The following is a 17,295-nucleotide window of genomic DNA, read 5'->3' as shown; positions in this document are numbered from 1 at the left end:
CTAGGGCCCGGCAGGCAAACTTTCCCCGACGCCGGGACTCCAAGGGATGAACCCCTTCATGGAACCCCCGCGCCATGTTCGCCTTCCGCCACAAGACTGCCATGCCCCGTCCCGATCAGGCCCCCGCGGGGCGGGACACCCCCCTGGCGATCCCCCGCCGTCACGCCGTCCTGGATACCCCCCTGGCGCCTCCCTATCCCCAGGGCATGATGCAGGCGGTGTTTGGCATGGGCTGCTTCTGGGGGGCCGAGCGGGCCTTCTGGGAGATCCCCGGGGTGTACACCACCGCCGTGGGGTATGCCGGGGGATATACCCCGAATCCCACCTATCCCGAGGTGTGCGGCGGGCTTACGGGCCATGCTGAGGTGGTGCGGGTGGTCTTCGACCCCGGGGTGGTTGCCTATGAAGACCTGCTGAGGGTCTTCTGGACCCGCCACGACCCCACCCAAGGCATGCGCCAGGGCAACGACGTGGGCACCCAGTACCGTTCCGTCATCCACACCCAGGATGCGGCCCAGGCCGAGGCCGCCGCCGCCAGCCGCGACGCCTATCAGCGGGCCCTGGAGGCCCATGGCCGGGGACGCATCACCACCGAGATCCGGCCCGATCCCGGTTTCTACTTCGCCGAGGCGGATCACCAGCAGTACCTGGCCAAAAACCCCGGCGGCTATTGCGGCCTGGGGGGCACGGGGGTGCCCTGCTGAGGCTCATCCACCGCCGGCGGCCCGCACCAGGCCGCGGAACAGCCGCTGGTGGCGCACCTTCTGGGGCAGGTATTCCGGGTGCCATTGCACCCCCAGCACGAAGCGGGGACCGCTGGCCTCGATGGCCTGGACCAGGCCGCTGGGTTCCCGGGCCACGGCGTGCAGGCCCCGGCCCGGGCGGTCCACGGCCTGGTGGTGCAGGGCGTTCACCGCCAGGGGGGCGGGGCCGGTGAGGGCCGCCAGGCGGGAGCCGGGGGCCAGGGTGACCATCTTGCGCGGGAGGATGCTGCGCACCCGGGGGATCTCCCGGTAGAAGCCCTCCAGGTCCTGGTGCAGGCTGCCGCCCTGGACCACGTTGAGCAGTTGCATGCCCCGGCAGATGCCCAGTACGGGCAGGCCGTCCGCCAGGGCCCGGCGGATGAGCTCCGTCTCCAGGAGGTCCCGTGCCCGGTCGCCGCCGTGGTGCTTGGTGCGCAGCAGGCGGCGTAGCAGCCAGAGCAGGGGATAGAGCATATAGGCCAGCAGGCGCTGTCCGGTGGCGGGTTCGCTGGCGTCGATCTCCCGCATCAGGTGCAGCGGGTCCTGGCCGTATAGCCCCGGGTCCACATCGGCCCCGCCGCCGATCACTAGGCCGTCCAGACGTCCGCGCGGCGGATGCCGTGCCGGGGTGATGCGCACCGGCCGGCCGCCGGCGCGGCGGATGGCCCGGGCGGTCATGATCCAGGCGGCCAGGCCGCCCCGGTCGGGGCCGGTGATGCCGATGCGGGGACGCGGCCGCATGGGGTCAACTCCCCGATCCGGTGAGGCCTGCCATCCATTGCTGGATGCGGGCGGCCAGCCCGCCCCGGTCCGCCCCCAGGAGTTCCGCCGCCATGCGGTGCAGGCGCTGCGGTTGGGCCGCCAGCCGTTCCACCGCCACCCAGCCCGCCCAGGGCAGGCTCAGGTCCCATTGGGGCTCGTCGATGCGGCAGTCCGGCAGGCGGTAATGGAAGGTGGGCCGCGCATGGATCAGGTGGTGCTCCACCGCTGCCGCCTGGATCTGCTCCGGGGCCAGATGGGCGAACAGAGGGAGCAGGTCCAGGGGGCGGTTGCGGGTGGGGTTGTGGGCCAGGTAGTCGGTGATCAGCCCTTTCAGGTCCGGGGCGTAGTCCGGCTGCAGGATGAGCCGGGCATAGGTCTCCGGGAACGGGTCCACGAAGGGGGTCAGCCGCCGCGAGAGGTCCGTCTGTGAATGTTCCAGAAGCCAGTCATGGAGCACCAGGAAGGCCTGCAGGTGGCGCAGGATGGAGGCCGCGTCCAGATGCGCCAGTTCCAGGTTGATCTGCAGGCCGAAGGCGTAGAACAGGGAGTCATGGGTGCCCTTGGCCCCGGCCTGCTGCAGGCGCCGGCGCAGTCGGTCCAGTTCCGGCAGGGCGTCGTGGGGCACCGGCGGGGCCACCACCTCGTGGGGCACCACCAGCCCGGCCACCTGGGAGAGGGCCGTCTCCAGGGCGTGGGGCCGTCCGTCCCGGTCCACCTCCACCCCCATCTTCTCCAGGTAGTCCAGGTATTCCCGGCGCTTGAGCAGGTCGCTGTCCAGCTCCAGCCCGAAGTCCCCGAAGCGGGTGCCGGTGACCCGCTGCTGGAAGGGGGAGTCGGCGCGGTGCTCGCCACCGAACAGGTCCGTGATGGCCCCCGCGATGGCCTCCAGGGAGAGCCCCGCCATCTCCAGTTCGATGCCGACGCGGCGCGGTTCCCCCTCGGGGTTGAGGGGTTCGGGAAGGGGCTGGAATGCGCTCATGCAGGATCCTTGCGGGGCGGGTATCACGCACCCCACTATAGCAACGATCGCGGACGCGGCATCCCCGGGCTTTTCTCCCGCGCCGCAAAACCTTAGGCTCTCGCCCATGGAAATGAACTTCACCAAGATGCATGGGCTCGGTAACGATTTCGTGGTGATCGACGCCGTGCGCCAGCACGTGTCACTGACCCCGGAGCGGGTGCGTTTCCTCGCCCACCGGCGCACCGGCGTGGGCTGCGACCAGGTGCTGCTGGTGGAACCCCCGGCGGACCCGCAGCGCGCCGCTTTCCGTTATCGCATCTTCAACGCCGACGGCAACGAAGTGGAGCAATGCGGCAACGGCGCCCGTTGCTTTGCCGTATTCGTGCGCGAGGCGGGGCTGACCGAGGCCACGGTGATCCCGGTGGAGACGGCGGCCGGGATCATCACCCTGCAGGTGCAGGGCGATGGTCAGGTGACGGTGGACATGGGGCCGCCTCGCCTGGAGCCCTGGACGATCCCCTTCGAGGCCGCTGCCGCCGCCCCCACCCATACACTGCAGGTGGGGGGCGAGACCCTGGAGATCGGTGCCGTGTCCATGGGCAACCCCCACGCGGTGGTGGTGGTGGAGGACGTGCACAAGGCCCCGGTGGAGCGCCTGGGGCCCCTCATTGAGCGTCATCCCCGCTTCCCCCGCGGGGCCAACGCGGGCTTCATGGAGGTGGTATCCCGGGAGCGGGTGCGCCTGCGGGTGTTCGAGCGCGGGGCGGGCGAGACCCTGGCCTGCGGTACCGGCGCCTGTGCCGCCGTGGTCAGCGGGCAGCTGCAGGGACTGCTGGACCGGCAGGTGGCGGTGGATCTGCCCGGCGGGCGGCTTGTGATAGAGTGGGCCGGTCGCGAGGATGCGCCGGTCCTGATGACCGGCCCCGCACAGTCGGTCTTTACGGGTCGGATTCAACTATGAGCACACCAGGCAAGAGCGCGCTCGCCGAAGAGGCGGTCACCGAGGCAACGGTGGAGGCCTATCTGCGCGCCCATCCGGACTTTTTCGAACGCCATCTGCCGCTGCTGGAGGTCCTGCGCCTGCCTCATCCCTGTGGTGGGGCGGTCTCCCTCATGGAACGCCAGATCTCGGTGCTGCGAGAGAAGAACCGCACCCTGGAGCGCAAGCTCATGGAGCTGGTGAAGCTGGCCCGGGAGAACGAACGTCTGAGCCAGCGCATGCACCACCTGGCCCTCGGCCTGATGGAGGCGGAGGACCTGGACGCCGTCCTGGCCACCACCCAGGAGCACCTGCGCAGCGAGTTCCGCGCCGATGCCGTGGTCATCCGCGTGTGCGGCGACCCCGCCCGGGGCATGCACTTCGTGCGCGGGGATGACCCGGCCATCGAGGGCTTCTCCCACCTGTTCGAGGACCGGCGTCCCCTCTGCGGCCGCCTCTCCCAGACCCAGCTGGAGGCCCTGTTCCCGGCACAGACGGCGGCGGAGACCCGTTCCGCGGTGGTGGTGCCCCTCCTGGAGGGTTCCAGCCCCCTGGGGCTCCTCGCCCTGGGCAGCCAGGAGGCCTCCCGCTTCCATCCCGGCATGGGTACCCTGTTTTTGGGTTATCTGGGGGAGATCGTCTCCCACGCCGTGTCCAGGCGGCTGGCACCGGTATGAACGACCGGGAGGACCGGGCGGTGGACCCCCGGATCCGGGCCTATCTGGAACACCTGTCCCGGGAGCGGGCCGCCTCGCCGCACACCGTGGCCGGATACCGGCGGGATCTGACCCGGCTGCGGGCCCATGTGCAGCGCGGCGAGGACGGCGCCGTGGACTGGTCCCGGGTCACGGTGCACGACATCCGCGCACTGCTGGCCGCCCGCCACCGTGCCGGGGCCTCCGGACCCAGTCTGCAGCGTCTGCTCTCGGCCATCCGCGGCTTCTTCAATTATCTCCTCCGCGAGGGGGTGGCGGGGATCAATCCCGCCCAGGGGGTGCGGGCGCCGCGCAGCCACCGTCCCCTGCCGGAGGTGCTGGAGGCGGAGCAGGTGGCCCGTCTGGTGGAACTGCCCGGAGGGGACCTGCTGCAGGTGCGCGACCGGGCCATCATGGAGCTGTTCTATTCCTCGGGGCTGCGCCTGGCGGAGCTGACGGACCTGGACGTGACCGGCCTGGATCTGGCCGATGCCACCGTGCGGGTCACCGGCAAGGGCCGCAAGATGCGCACCGTGCCCGTGGGCCGCAAGGCCCGGGAGGCCCTGGAGGCCTGGCTCGCCCGCCGCGGGGAATGGGCGCCCCCGCAGGAGCCCGCCCTGTTCGTCGGCCGCCGCGGGCGGCGCCTCTCCCCTCGGGCGGTGCAACGGCGCCTGGCGCAGCATGCCCAGGCCCGGGGGCTGGATCGCCATGTGCATCCCCACCTGCTGCGCCATACCTTCGCCAGCCATCTCCTGGAGTCCTCCCAGGACCTGCGGGCGGTGCAGGAACTGCTGGGCCATTCCGACATCGGCACCACGCAGATCTACACCCACCTGGACTACCAGCACCTGGCCCGGGTCTACGACGGGGCCCACCCGCGGGCGCGGCGCCGTCCCAAGGGCGGCTGAGCCCTGCCGCCACCGCGGCCGATTCCGTTACAATTTTCCCTTTGAACCGGTACGGGGGAGCGACCCTTGGAACAGTTTCGTGGCACCACCATCATCAGCATCCGCCGCAACGGGCAGGTGGCCCTGGCCGGGGACGGCCAGGTCTCCCTGGGCAACACCGTGATGAAGGGCAATGCCCGCAAGGTGCGACGCCTGTACCATGACAAGGTCCTGGCGGGTTTCGCCGGCGGTACGGCGGACGCCTTCACCCTCTTCGAGCGCTTCGAGGGCAAGCTGGAGAAATACAGCGGCAACCTGGTGCGCGCCGCCGTGGAGCTGGCCAAGGACTGGCGCACCGAGCGCAGCCTGCGCCGCCTGGAGGCCCTGCTGGCGGTGGCGGACAAGGAGGCCTCGCTGATCATCTCCGGCAACGGCGATGTCATCGAGCCGGAGGAGGGCCTGATCGCCATCGGCTCCGGCGGCCCCTACGCCCAGGCCGCGGCCCGCGCCCTGAGCGAGAACACCGAGCTCTCCGCCCGCGAGATCGCCGAGAAGGCCTTGAACATCGCCGCGGACATCTGCATCTATACCAATCACAACCTGAGCATCGAGGAACTCTGAGATGCGCAGGCTGCCCCATTCCCGTCCCACCCCCGTTTTGCAAGGGCCGCGCCATGTCTGAGATGACCCCCAGAGAGATCGTCCAGGAACTGGACCGTTTCATCGTCGGGCAGAACCCGGCCAAGCGCGCGGTGGCCATCGCCCTGCGCAACCGCTGGCGCCGCCAGCAGTTGTCCCCGGACCTGGCGCGGGAGGTGACGCCGAAGAACATCCTCATGATCGGTCCCACCGGCGTGGGCAAGACGGAGATCGCCCGGCGTCTGGCGCGCCTGGCCAATGCCCCCTTCATCAAGGTGGAGGCCACCAAGTTCACCGAGGTGGGCTATGTGGGCCGCGACGTGGAGTCCATCATCCGCGACCTGGTGGACGCCGCCGTGAAGATGCTGCGGGAACAGGAGATGGAGAAGATGCGCCCCCGCGCCGAGGAGGCCGCCGAGGAGCGCATCCTGGACGCCCTCCTGCCCCCCGCCCGGGGCAGTGGTGGCGGCTTCATGGCGGAGTCCTCCGAGCCCGAGCGCCAGGAGACGGAGACCCGGCAGAAATTCCGCAAGCGCCTGCGGGAGGGTCAGCTGGACGACAAGGAGATCGAGATCCAGGTGCAGGCCATCCCCGCCGGGGTGGAGATCATGTCCCCCCCCGGCATGGAGGACATGGCCAGCCAGCTCCAGGGGCTGTTCCAGAACCTGGGCGGCCAGCGCACCCGCACCCGCAAGCTCAAGATCAAGGAGGCCTTCAAGCTCCTCACCGACGAGGAGGCCGCGCGCCTGGTGAACGAGGAGGACATCAAGCTGCGCGCCGTCTCCCACGTGGAGCAGAACGGCATCGTCTTCCTGGACGAGATCGACAAGGTGGTGCGCAAGGGGGAATACACCGGCGGCGACGTCTCCCGCGAGGGGGTGCAGCGGGACCTGCTGCCCCTGGTGGAGGGCTGCACCGTGAGCACCAAGGTGGGCTCGGTGCGCACCGATCACATCCTGTTCATCGCCTCCGGGGCCTTCCACCTGTCCAAGCCCTCGGACCTGATCCCCGAGCTTCAGGGCCGTCTGCCCATCCGCGTGGAGCTGGAGCCCCTCACCGCCGAGGACTTCGTGCGCATCCTCACCGAGCCCCGCGCCTCCCTCACGGAGCAGTACGCGGCCCTGCTGGGCACTGAGGGCATCACCGTGGAATTCACCGAGGACGGCGTGCGCCGCCTGGCGGAGATCGCCTCCCAGGTGAACGAGCGCACCGAGAACATCGGCGCCCGCCGCCTGCACACGGTGCTGGAGCGGGTGGTGGAGACGGTCTCCTACGAGGCCCCCGACTGCGACAGCCCGGTGCGTATCGATGCCGGCTACGTGGACGCCCGGCTGGAGGACCTGGTGCAGGACGAGGACCTGAGCCGGTACATCCTCTGAGGCGCATGCCGGACCATGGGCGCAAGACACCGACCCACCGATATCCGCCTGCACCGCCAGTCCCGGGAACTGGAACTGGTCTACGGTGACGGCCAGCACCACCGCCTGGGCTGCGAGTTCCTGCGCGTCCATTCCCCCTCTGCGGAGGTGCGCGGGCACGCCCCCGGCCAGGAGGTCTTGCAGGTGGGCAAGGAGGGGGTCAACATCACCGCCATCGAGCCGGTGGGCCACTACGGCATCCGGCTGGTGTTCTCCGACGGTCACGACACCGGCATCTACGACTGGGACTATCTCCACCACCTGGGGGCCCACCGGGACCGGCTGTGGCATGAATACCTGGAGCGCCTGGAGGCCGCGGGCCACCGGCGCGGGGACTGACGACGGGAGCGGACATGTCCGACGACAAGACCACCGATTTCGGCTACGAGCGGGTGCCGGTACAGGAAAAGGCCCGGCGGGTGGGACAGGTGTTCCACTCCGTGGCCGGCCGCTACGACCTCATGAACGATCTCATGTCCATGGGCATCCACCGCGCCTGGAAGCGCTTCACCGTGGAGGTGGCCGGGGCCCGTCCGGGCTGGAAGGTGCTGGACCTGGCGGGGGGCACGGGGGACCTGGCGGCCAAGTTCGCCCGCATCACCGGACCCCGGGGGCAGGTGGTGCTCAGCGACATCAACGCCTCCATGCTCACCCAGGGGCGTGCCCGCCTGGTGGACCAGGGGCTGGTGGAGAACCTGGATTTCGTACAGGCCGATGCCGAACACCTGCCCTTCGCCGACGATCACTTCGACCTGGTCACCATCGCCTTCGGCCTGCGCAACGTCACCGACAAGAACGCCGCCCTGGCCTCCATGCACCGGGTGCTCAAACCCGGCGGCAAGCTGCTGGTGCTGGAATTCTCCCATCCCGTCTCCCGCACCTTCGGCAAGGTGTACGACCTGTACAGTTTCAAGGCGCTGCCGCTCATGGGGCGGCTGGTGGCCGGTGATGCCGACAGCTACCGTTACCTGGCGGAGAGCATCCGCATGCACCCCGATCAGGAGACCCTCAAGGACATGATGGAGACCGCCGGTTTCGAGCGCTGCGATTACTTCAACCTCACCGGCGGGGTGGTGGCCCTGCACCGGGGCTACAAGCTCTGAATCCGCCCGGCCATCCCCGCCAGGAGCAGACGGTCATGAAGACACCCCCCGCCCCCGTCACGGCCCTGCTGGAGGCGGCCATCCGCCGCTATCTGGCCCTGGACCCCAACAGCCGTGCCCGGCTCGAGGCCCTGGGCACGGGGGTGGTGGCCCTGCACATCACCGGCATCGACCTGACCCTCCACTTCATCCCCGGCGACGGCTTCCTGCAGGTGTCGGGTCGGTACGATGGCGAACCGGATGCCCATATCGCCGCCTCCCCCCTCACCCTGGCGCGGCTGCTTTCGGACGACCCCGGGGCCCCGCTGCCGGAGACGGTGACCCTGGTGGGGGACGTGGAGCTGGCGCGGCGCCTCAACGACCTGCTGCGGGGCGTGGACCTGCACTGGGAGGACCTCCTGGCCCGCCTGGTGGGGGAGGCGGGGGCGCAGCGCGTGCGCCGGGGGCTCTGCGGCCTGCGGGCGCGCTGGCACCGCGCCCGCGACGGGGTGCAGGGGCGCGTGGGTGAGCAGCTGCGCGGCGGCCCCCTGGCCGGCCGCGCCGAGGTGGAGGCCTATATGGACGCGGTGGACCGGCTGCGCAGTGACACGGACCGCCTGGAGGCGCGCATCCGCCGCCTGGAAGGGAACCGCCCCGGCGGCGGGGTTTGAGCGCGCCCATGCTACAGCACCTGCATCCCTCCCAGATCCTGCGCCTGCTCACCATCAACCGGGTGCTCATCCGCCACGGCCTGGACGACGTGGTGCTCACCCTGCGCCTGTTCCGGCCGGTGCGCTTCGTGCGCTACATGGCCCCGTGGAACTGGTTCCGCAAGGTCCCCTATGGCCGCGGCGAGCGCATCCGCCGGGCCCTGGAGGACCTGGGGCCCATCTTCATCAAGTTCGGCCAGATGGTCTCCACCCGCCGCGACCTGCTCCCGGACGACATCGCCGCGGAGCTGGCCCGGCTGCAGGACCGGGTGCCTCCCTTCCCCAACGACCAGGCCCGGGCCATCATCGAACGCGCCCTGGGCCGGCCCGTGGAGTCCCTCTTCGCCGCCTTCGAGGCCACCCCCATGGCCTCCGCCTCCATCGCCCAGGTGCACGGCGCGGTGCTCCATGACGGCCGCCGGGTGGTGGTGAAGGTGGTGCGCCCCGGCATCGAGAAGGCCATCCGCCGGGACGTGGAACTCATGTACGTCATCGCCGAACTGGCGGAGCGCTACTGGCCCGAGGGTCGGCGCCTGCGCCCGGTGGAGGTGGTGGCGGAATATGAGCAGACCCTCCTGGACGAACTGGATCTCATGCGCGAGGCGGCCAACGCCTCCCAGATCCGCCGCAACTTCGAGGGCTCCCCGCTGTTGTACATGCCCGAGGTCCACTGGGACTACTGCCGTCAGGACGTGATGGTGATGGAGCGCATCCAGGGGATCCCCGTGTCCGACGTGGCCGCCCTGCGCGCCCGGGGGGTGGACCTGCGGCTCCTGGCGGAGCGGGGCGTGGAGATCTTCTTCACCCAGGTCTTCCGCCACAACTTCTTCCACGCCGACATGCACCCGGGCAACATCTTCATCGACGCCCGCGATCCGGCGGACCCCAGCTACATCGCCGTGGATTTTGGCATCGTCGGTACCCTCTCCCCGGCGGACCAGCGCTACCTGGCGGAGAACTTCTACGCCTTCTTCAACCGCGACTACGCCCGCGTGGCGGAGCTGCACGTGGAGTCCGGCTGGGTACCCTCGGACGTGCGCGTCGCCGACCTGGAGGGGGCCATCCGCACCGTGTGCGAGCCCATCTTCGAGAAGCCCCTCAAGGACATCTCCTTCGGCCACGTGCTGGTGCGCCTGTTCCAGACCGCCCGGCGCTTCAACATGGAGGTGCAGCCCCAGCTGGTGCTCCTGGAGAAGACCCTGCTCAACATCGAGGGCATGGGGCGGGACCTGTACCCGGACCTGGACCTGTGGAAGACGGCGCGCCCCTTCATCCAGCGCTGGATGGACGAGCAGGTGGGGGCGCGGGCCCTGGTGCGGGGGCTACGGCGCAACCTCCCCTTCATCCTGGAGAAGGCACCGGATGTCCCCGGCCTCTTGCACGAGGCCCTGCGCCAGCAGACCCTGGCGGACGAACGCCAGGCCCTGCAACAGGCCCAGCTGCGCCGCCTGCAGGCGGAGATCCGCGACGCCAACCGCCGCACCGTCTTCGCGGTGCTGGGGGGCGCCCTGGTGATCGGCGCGGTGCTGCTGGTGTCCCGGGCCCCGGTGATGCCCGGACTGCTGGGCATGCCCTGGCCCACCTGGGGTCTGGGCGGTCTGGGGCTGGTGCTGCTGCTGGCGTCCCTGTGGCGGCGCGCGCCCCTGGAGAAGTCCTAGGGCCGCATCAGCAGGTGCCGCGCCACGGATGCCCCCCCGCTTGGTATCACCCAGCGCAATGATTTTGCGGAATGGCCTTAGGTGTCCCGCCACTGGTCATGGCATGCATTGAGACTGAGCCTGCCGAGGCCCGTCGGTCATGTTGGGACAGCAGCCAAAGAAGTGACAGAAATGACGATGCAGCTGTTGAAAGCGCGTCTTGGAGAGTCTTCCGTAGCGTTTGACGATGACCGGCTTGGCGATCACGAAGGTCTTTCTCACCATGATCTTGGAGCGCTTGGGAAGGGTGCCGATGCTGAGGTCGAAGGGTTCCAGGATGGATTCATCGTCGTGTAGCTGGGCCGTCTGGCTGCTGACGGGAATGCCGACGAAATCATCGAAAGGCAGGTTGTCCTTGAACACGATGACCGGCCTGCGCTTGTGGGTTTTCAGATCCGAAAAGTAGAACGCGCAGAGCACCACATCGCCAGGCACTACGTCCATACGTCATCCTCGTCCGGCGCCCGCCATTCTTCGATGGCATGGGCCGTGTGCTCGGAAAAGGCCTTCACTTCGGTATCGGTATCCGGCTCCTCCAACAGCAGTACCACCCGGGCGTGGGCGTTGTGTAGGCGCGCATAGCGATCGGGGATCCTGACCACCCCATCACGGATATCGGCCTCGAACTCGACAGCGTACATGGGACACCTCTGGCGTATTAAGGGATGGACCGGGTGCTTGCCATACACCGGATGGTAACCCATGCCCAGGGGCTTCCATAGGGTGAATACATCTACGGCCGCGGGTTTCATGGGGAGATCCGGGGGCACGGGGCCCCGCCCGCGGCGGGCCGCATCAGCAGGCGCCGCGGGGAGGGGCCGGATGCCCATGGAGGATCACCCGCGCTTGCCCTTGGGCGGGATGTGCAGCGGGTGCCCCAGGGTTGCCAGGGCGGCCTCGTGCACCGCCTCGGAGAGGGTGGGGTGGGCGAAGACGGTGCGCGCCAGGTCCTCGCTGGAGGCGCCGAACTCGATGGCGATGGCGCACTCGGCGATGAGTTCCGAGGCCCGGGAACTGATGATGTGGGCCCCCAGGAGCCGGTCCGTCTCGGCATGGGCCAGCAGTTTCACGAAACCCGTGGTGTCCTCCATGGCCCGGGCCCGTCCGGAGGCCACGAAGGGGAAGACCCCCGTGGCATAGGGGATGCCCTGCTTCTTCAGGTCCTGCTCGGTGCGGCCCACCCAGGCGATCTCCGGCAGGGTGTAGATCACGTTGGGGATGGTGTCGTAGTTCACCGTGGTTTCCATGCCGGCGATGCGTTCGGCCACCATGACCCCCTCCTCGGAGCCCTTGTGGGCCAGCATGGGACCGCGCACGGCGTCCCCCACGGCGTAGACCCCGGGCACCGTGGTCTGGCAGTACTCGTCCACGTGGATGGTGCCGCGCTCGTCCATGGCCAGTTCCACCGGCCCGTTCACCAGGCCATCGGTGCAGGGGCGACGGCCGACACAGACCACCAGGCGGTCGAAGTGTTCCTCGTGTTCCCCCTCGCCGTCCTCGTAGACCACAGTGACGCCGCCCGCATCCCGGTCCACCCGGGCCGAGGTCACCCGGGTGGAGAGGCGGATGTCCAGCCCCTGCTTGCCGAAGATCTTGAGGGATTCGCCGGCCACCTGCTCGTCGCAGAAGGAGAGGAAACGGTCCTGGGCCTCCAGCATCACCACCTCGGACCCCAACCGCCGCCAGACGCTGCCCAGCTCCAGACCGATGACCCCGGCGCCGATGATCCCCAGGCGCCCGGGTACCTGATCGAAGGCCAGTGCCCCGGTGGAGTCCACGATGGACTCCCCGTCGAAGGGGGCGCTGCCCAGTTCCACGGGGGCGGAGCCGGGGGCCAGGATGATGTGGGGTGCGCTCAGGGTCTCCTCCTGGCCGTCATGGGCTGTGAAGCCCACCTGGCGCTCGCCCTTGAGCTGGCCGTGGCCCTGGAACCAGGTGACCTGGTTGGCCTTGAACAGGCCCTGGATGCCCTGGGTGAGGTGATTCACCAGCCGGTCCTTGCGGGCCATCATGTCCCCCAGGTCCAGTTCCACGCCACCGCAGCGCACGCCGTGGGTCTGCAGGTGCTTGCTGGCGTGCTCGTAGAGTTCCGAGGACTCCAGCAGGGCCTTGGAGGGGATGCAGCCCACGTTGAGGCAGGTGCCCCCCAGGCGCTCCTTGCCGGCGTCGTCGCGCCAGCGGTCGATGCAGGCCGTCTTCAGGCCCAGTTGGGCGCAGCGGATGGCGGCCACGTAGCCCGCCGGTCCGGCGCCGATGACGATGACATCAAATGACTGCTCTGCCATGGTGTGGCTCCAGGCAATGATTCAGGAAAGGGTTGCCGCCGGCCCCGGGCCGGCGCCGTAGAGGGGATCTCAGACCTCCAGCAGCAGGCGCGTGGGGTCCTCCAGCATGTCCTTGATGGTGACCAGGAACTGCACCGCCTCGCGGCCGTCCACCAGGCGGTGGTCGTAGGACAGGGCCAGGTACATCATGGGCCGGATCACCACCTCGCCGTGCTCCGCCACGGGGCGCTCCTGGATGCGGTGCATCCCCAGGATGGCGCTCTGCGGGGGGTTGATGATGGGGGTGGAGAGCAGCGACCCGAAGACCCCGCCGTTGGAGATGGTGAAGGTGCCGCCGGTGAGGTCCTCGATGCCCAGGCTGCCGTCCTCGGCCTGCTGGCCGAAATCGGCGATGGCCCGCTCGATGTCGGGCATGGTGAGGGCATCCGTATCCCGCAGGATGGGCACCACCAGGCCCCGCGGGGAGGAGACGGCGATGCCGATGTCGAAATAGCCGTGGTAGACGATGTCGCGGCCGTCGATGGAGGCGTTCACCTCGGGGAAGCGCTTGAGGGCCTCGGTGGCCGCCTTGACGAAGAAGGACATGAACCCCAGGCGCACCCCGTGGCGCTTCTCGAAGCGGTCCTTGTACTGGGCGCGCAGGTCCATCACCGGCTTCATGTTCACCTCGTTGAAGGTGGTGAGCATGGCCGCCGTCTGCTGGGCCTCCACCAGGCGCTCGGCCACCCGGGCCCGCAGCCGCGTCATGGGCACGCGCTTCTCGGGGCGGGCCTCGGGGGTGCCCGGCTCGGGACGGGGTTCCGACGCGGTCTGCGCCGCCTCGGTCTCGGCGGGGGCGGCCTCGGGGGCGGATGCGGATTTTGCGGGGGCCTGCGCCTGCAGATGGCGCAGCACGTCCTCCTTGAGGATGCGCCCGCCCTTGCCGCTGCCCTCGATGCGGGCGGGATCCAGGTCGTGTTCCGCCACCAGCTTGCGCACCGCCGGGCTCAGGGAGGGCGCCTGGTCGCCGCCGGCCCGGTCCGGCTCCCCGGCCGTGTCCTGCGGCCTTTGGGTGTCCTTGCCCCCGTCCTCGTCCTTGCCCGCGGCGCCGGCGGCCGGCTTCGTGCCCTTCTTCTTGCCTTCCCCCTTTTCCACGTGGCCGATCACCTGCCCGGCGGTGACCACCGATCCCTCGTCCTCGACGATGTCCCCGAGGACGCCGTCCTCCGGGGCGGGTACCTCCAGGACCACCTTGTCCGTCTCGATGTCCACCAGGGTCTCGTCGCGCTGCACGGTATCGCCGGGGCGCTTGTGCCAGGAGACGATGGTGGCGTCGGCCACGGATTCGGGGAGTTGCGGGATCTTCACCTCGATACTCATTGCGTGTAAGTCCTTGTGGGTTCCGGCGTATGAAGGGATGGGGGATGCTGGGCGGGAGCCCGGTTCAGGTCAGGCGCAGGGCCCGCTCGACCAGGGCCTCCTGCTGCTTTACGTGCACATCCAGGTGGCCCACCGCGGGGGAGGCGGAGGCGGGCCGGGTGACGTGCTGCAGATAGCGGCCCTCGCCCAGCAGGGCGCGGATGTGGTGCTGCGTGGCGTACCAGGCCCCCTGGTTCAGGGGCTCCTCCTGCACCCAGTAGAACTCGCTGGCGTTGGCGTAGGCCGCCAGGATCTCGGCCAGCTCCTCGTCGGGGAAGGGATACAGCTGCTCCAGGCGCACCAGGGCGATGCCGTGCTTCTCCTCGCTGCGGCGCCGTTCCAGGAGATCGTAGTAGACCTTGCCGGCGCAGAGGATGACCCGGGTGACCTGGGACGGGTCCAAGTCGTCCACCTCGTCGAGGACGGGCCGGAAGCGGCCGCTGGTGAGGTCCTCCAGGGCGTTCACCGCCAGCTTGTGGCGCAGCAGGCTCTTGGGGGTCATGACGATCAGCGGCTTGCGGTAGGGCCGGATCATCTGCCGGCGCAGCAGGTGGAACATCTGCGCCGGGGTGGAGGGTACGCACACCTGCATGTTGTGCTGGGCGCAAAGTTGCAGGTAGCGCTCCAGGCGGGCCGAGGAGTGCTCCGGCCCCTGACCCTCGTAGCCATGGGGCAGGAGCATCACTAGGCCGCACAGGCGGCCCCATTTCTGCTCGCCGGAGCTGATGAACTGGTCGATGACCACCTGCGCCCCGTTGGCGAAGTCGCCGAACTGGGCCTCCCAGAGGGTGAGGGTATCGGGGGCGGCGGTGGCATAGCCGTATTCAAAGCCCAGCACCCCTTCCTCGGAGAGCAGGGAATCCACCACGAGAAAGTCCGCCTGGTCCTGCGTCAGGTGGCGCAGGGGGATCCAGCGGTCCCCGTCCTGCTGGTTGTAGAGCACGGCGTGACGGTGGAAGAAGGTGCCGCGGCCGCTGTCCTGGCCGGACAGGCGCACGGGATAGCCCTCGGCGAGCAGGGCGGCGTAGGCGCTGGTCTCGGCAAAGCCCCAGTCCAGGGGCAGGGAACCGGCGGCCATCTTGCGCCGGTCCTCCAGGATGCGGGCGACCCGGGACTGCAGCTGGAAGCCCTCGGGCACCTCCACCAGCCGCCGCCAGAGGTCGCGCAGGGTCTCCTTGGGTACCGCCGTGGCGGCGGGTTCGCGCCAGTCCCGGTCCAGGTAGGGCTTCCAGTCCACGGGCTGGTCGTAACTGTCGCCGCCCCCGATGAGGTCCGGCATCATGCCTTCCCCGGAATCCAGGCGTTCGCGCACCCGGGATTCCATCTCCCGGGCCTCGTCCGTATCCAGGATGCCCGCCTCCTCCAGGCGGCTGGCATAGCGGGCCCGGGTGGTGGGCAGTTCCTTGATGCGCTTGTACATGGCCGGTTGGGTCACGGAGGGTTCATCCGCCTCGTTGTGCCCCTGACGGCGGTAGCAGACCAGGTCGATGACCACGTCCTTCTTGAAGGTCATGCGGTAGTCCAGGGCCACCTGGGCGGCGAACAGGGCCATCTCCGGGTCGTCCCCGTTCACGTGCAGGATGGGGGCGTCCACCATCTTGGCCACGTCGGTGCAGTAGGGGGTGGAACGGGCGTCCCGCAGGGTGCTGGTGGTGAAGCCGATCTGGTTGTTCACCACGATGTGCACCGTGCCCTTGGTGGAGAACCCCCGGGTCTGGGACATGTTCAGGGTCTCCATGATCACCCCCTGCCCGGCGAAGGAGGCATCGCCATGGATCAGCAGGGGCAGGACCTGGTCCCCCTCGCGGTCGCCGCGGCGGGTCTGGCGGGCGCGGGCCGAGCCCTCCACCACGGGATTGACGATCTCCAGGTGGGAGGGGTTGAAGGCCAGGGCCAGGTGCATGGGGCCGCCGGGGGTCTGCACGTCTGAGGAGAAGCCCATGTGGTACTTCACGTCCCCCGTGCCCGGATGGCGCCGGCCCTTGCCCTCGAATTCCTGGAACAGCTCCGCCGGGGACTTGCCCAGGGTGTTCACCAGCACGTTCAGCCGGCCGCGGTGGGCCATGCCCATCACCGTCTCGCGCACGCCCAGTTCGCCGGCGCGGCGGATGCATTCGTCCAGCAGGGGGATGAGGGTCTCACCGCCCTCCAGGGAGAAGCGCTTCTGCCCCACATAGCGGCTGTGCAGGTAGCGCTCCAGGCCTTCGGCCGCCGTCAGCCGGTCCAGGATGGAACGCCGGCGCTCGTCGCTGAAGCGGGGCTCGCCACGCACCGACTCCAGCAGTTGCTGCAGCCAGCGCTTCTCGGCGGTCTCCCGCAGGTGCATGTATTCCGCCCCCAGGGTCTTGCAGTAGGTGCCCTTGAGGATGCGCACGATCTCCCGCAGGGGGGCCTCGTCGGGGCCCACCAGGGAGCCGGTGTTGTAGGTGCTGGCCAGATCCGCCTCGGAGAGCTGGTGGTGTTCCAGGGTCAGTTCCGGCGGGGGTTCCGGGCGGGTCAGTCCCAGTGGGTCCAGATCCGCCTGCAGGTGGCCCAGGAAGCGGTGGGCGTTGATGTATTGCAGTACGCGCACCTGCTTGCGCTCGTGTTCCAGGCTGCCCATGGGCAGGCCCCGGGCCGTGCCGTTCTCCGCCAGGCGGCGGAACTCCTCCCGCACCCGGCTGTGCAGTACCTCCCCGTCTCCCGCGGGGCGCCCCATGGCCTCGAAGTGCCGTCGCCAACGTTCCGGGACGTTCTCCGGGGACTGCAGATAGGCCTCGAAGAGCTGGTCCAGGTAGGCGGCGTTGCCCGCGTCCAGGTAGGAGTTGTCCCATTGGCTCTGCATGTCGCGGGCGGGGTTGTGTCGGGTCATGGCGTCTGGGTCTGCGTGGGCTATGCGGATGTCATCGGGGCGGGTCTTGCTGCTGAGCATCAAGTCTTGATCGTTCTCGGTCCGCTGACAACCCCCCCTGCATGGAAAGGGGATCCTGGGGAGACCCCCGGCACCCGCCCTGACCCTCGGCGCCGGATCCCGGGGCCGCCGGCCCTTCTGGTACACTC

General features: G+C 69.4%; 17 protein-coding genes. 10 read left to right on the top strand and 7 right to left on the bottom strand.

The window, feature by feature from the left end:
- Positions 1-74: 74 nt before the first annotated feature.
- Positions 75-704: a peptide-methionine (S)-S-oxide reductase MsrA gene (gene msrA / locus BM214_RS07910; RefSeq protein WP_090485310.1), complete on the top strand. Its 630-nt coding sequence runs from the start codon at positions 75-77 to the stop codon at positions 702-704.
- 3 nt (positions 705-707) lie between these two features.
- Here the strand turns inward: msrA and BM214_RS07905 are convergent, their stop codons facing one another.
- Positions 708-1,484 (bottom strand): gamma-glutamyl-gamma-aminobutyrate hydrolase family protein, encoded by a 777-nt coding sequence (locus BM214_RS07905; protein ID WP_090485307.1) that lies wholly within the window; start codon positions 1,482-1,484, stop codon positions 708-710.
- Between the two features lie 4 nt (positions 1,485-1,488).
- Positions 1,489-2,484 carry an amidoligase family protein gene (locus BM214_RS07900; protein ID WP_090485304.1) on the bottom strand — a complete coding sequence of 332 codons (996 nt, stop codon included), beginning with the start codon at positions 2,482-2,484 and terminating at the stop codon, positions 1,489-1,491.
- Between the two features lie 106 nt (positions 2,485-2,590).
- Here BM214_RS07900 and dapF point away from each other — a divergent pair, with 106 nt between their 5' ends.
- From dapF to ubiB, 9 genes are all read left to right on the top strand, one after another.
- Positions 2,591-3,427, top strand: a complete 837-nt coding sequence (dapF, locus tag BM214_RS07895) for a diaminopimelate epimerase (RefSeq protein ID WP_090485301.1) — start codon at positions 2,591-2,593, stop codon at positions 3,425-3,427.
- A complete protein-coding gene (locus tag BM214_RS07890) occupies positions 3,424-4,122 on the top strand; it encodes a DUF484 family protein (RefSeq protein WP_090485299.1) in 699 nt (232 codons plus the stop codon). The genes dapF and BM214_RS07890 overlap by 4 nt, the downstream gene beginning before the upstream one ends.
- Complete coding sequence (gene xerC / locus BM214_RS07885; RefSeq protein WP_090485296.1) at positions 4,119-5,048, top strand: tyrosine recombinase XerC; 930 nt, start codon at positions 4,119-4,121, stop codon at positions 5,046-5,048. The genes BM214_RS07890 and xerC overlap by 4 nt, the downstream gene beginning before the upstream one ends.
- 66 nt (positions 5,049-5,114) lie before the next feature.
- Positions 5,115-5,648 carry an ATP-dependent protease subunit HslV gene (gene hslV / locus BM214_RS07880; protein ID WP_090485293.1) on the top strand — a complete coding sequence of 178 codons (534 nt, stop codon included), beginning with the start codon at positions 5,115-5,117 and terminating at the stop codon, positions 5,646-5,648.
- Between the two features lie 53 nt (positions 5,649-5,701).
- Positions 5,702-7,045 carry an ATP-dependent protease ATPase subunit HslU gene (gene hslU, locus BM214_RS07875; protein ID WP_090485290.1) on the top strand — a complete coding sequence of 448 codons (1,344 nt, stop codon included), beginning with the start codon at positions 5,702-5,704 and terminating at the stop codon, positions 7,043-7,045.
- A gap of 15 nt (positions 7,046-7,060) precedes the next feature.
- On the top strand, positions 7,061-7,423 hold the full coding sequence (locus BM214_RS07870) for a gamma-butyrobetaine hydroxylase family protein (RefSeq protein WP_090485288.1): 363 nt from the start codon (positions 7,061-7,063) through the stop codon (positions 7,421-7,423).
- A 14-nt stretch (positions 7,424-7,437) separates the two neighbouring features.
- The gene (gene ubiE / locus BM214_RS07865; RefSeq protein WP_090485284.1) at positions 7,438-8,187 is read left to right on the top strand and encodes a bifunctional demethylmenaquinone methyltransferase/2-methoxy-6-polyprenyl-1,4-benzoquinol methylase UbiE; all 750 of its coding nucleotides are present in this window, start codon (positions 7,438-7,440) and stop codon (positions 8,185-8,187) included.
- Positions 8,188-8,222: 35 nt separating this feature from the next.
- Complete coding sequence (locus BM214_RS07860; protein ID WP_090485280.1) at positions 8,223-8,837, top strand: ubiquinone biosynthesis accessory factor UbiJ; 615 nt, start codon at positions 8,223-8,225, stop codon at positions 8,835-8,837.
- Positions 8,838-8,845: 8 nt separating this feature from the next.
- Positions 8,846-10,534, top strand: a complete 1,689-nt coding sequence (gene ubiB, locus BM214_RS07855) for a ubiquinone biosynthesis regulatory protein kinase UbiB (RefSeq protein ID WP_090485277.1) — start codon at positions 8,846-8,848, stop codon at positions 10,532-10,534.
- 96 nt (positions 10,535-10,630) lie between these two features.
- On the opposite strand, the gene BM214_RS07850 is transcribed toward ubiB, so the two are convergent.
- The 5 genes from BM214_RS07850 to BM214_RS07830 form a co-directional block, all read right to left on the bottom strand.
- A complete protein-coding gene (locus BM214_RS07850) occupies positions 10,631-11,017 on the bottom strand; it encodes a type II toxin-antitoxin system PemK/MazF family toxin (protein ID WP_090485274.1) in 387 nt (128 codons plus the stop codon).
- Positions 11,008-11,214, bottom strand: a complete 207-nt coding sequence (locus BM214_RS07845; RefSeq protein ID WP_090485271.1) for a hypothetical protein — start codon at positions 11,212-11,214, stop codon at positions 11,008-11,010. Before BM214_RS07845 ends, BM214_RS07850 begins: the two co-directional genes overlap by 10 nt.
- A gap of 195 nt (positions 11,215-11,409) precedes the next feature.
- Positions 11,410-12,858: a dihydrolipoyl dehydrogenase gene (lpdA, locus tag BM214_RS07840; RefSeq protein ID WP_090485268.1), complete on the bottom strand. Its 1,449-nt coding sequence runs from the start codon at positions 12,856-12,858 to the stop codon at positions 11,410-11,412.
- 69 nt (positions 12,859-12,927) lie between these two features.
- A complete protein-coding gene (gene odhB / locus BM214_RS07835; protein WP_090485266.1) occupies positions 12,928-14,217 on the bottom strand; it encodes a 2-oxoglutarate dehydrogenase complex dihydrolipoyllysine-residue succinyltransferase in 1,290 nt (429 codons plus the stop codon).
- A gap of 64 nt (positions 14,218-14,281) precedes the next feature.
- Positions 14,282-17,107, bottom strand: a complete 2,826-nt coding sequence (locus BM214_RS07830) for a 2-oxoglutarate dehydrogenase E1 component (protein ID WP_090485466.1) — start codon at positions 17,105-17,107, stop codon at positions 14,282-14,284.
- Positions 17,108-17,295 lie beyond the last annotated feature (188 nt).

The sequence above is a fragment of the Ectothiorhodospira mobilis genome (assembly GCF_900114895.1).
Taxonomy (GTDB): Bacteria; Pseudomonadota; Gammaproteobacteria; order Ectothiorhodospirales; family Ectothiorhodospiraceae; genus Ectothiorhodospira; species Ectothiorhodospira mobilis_A.
This window is presented reverse-complemented; position numbering and strand designations above follow the sequence as displayed.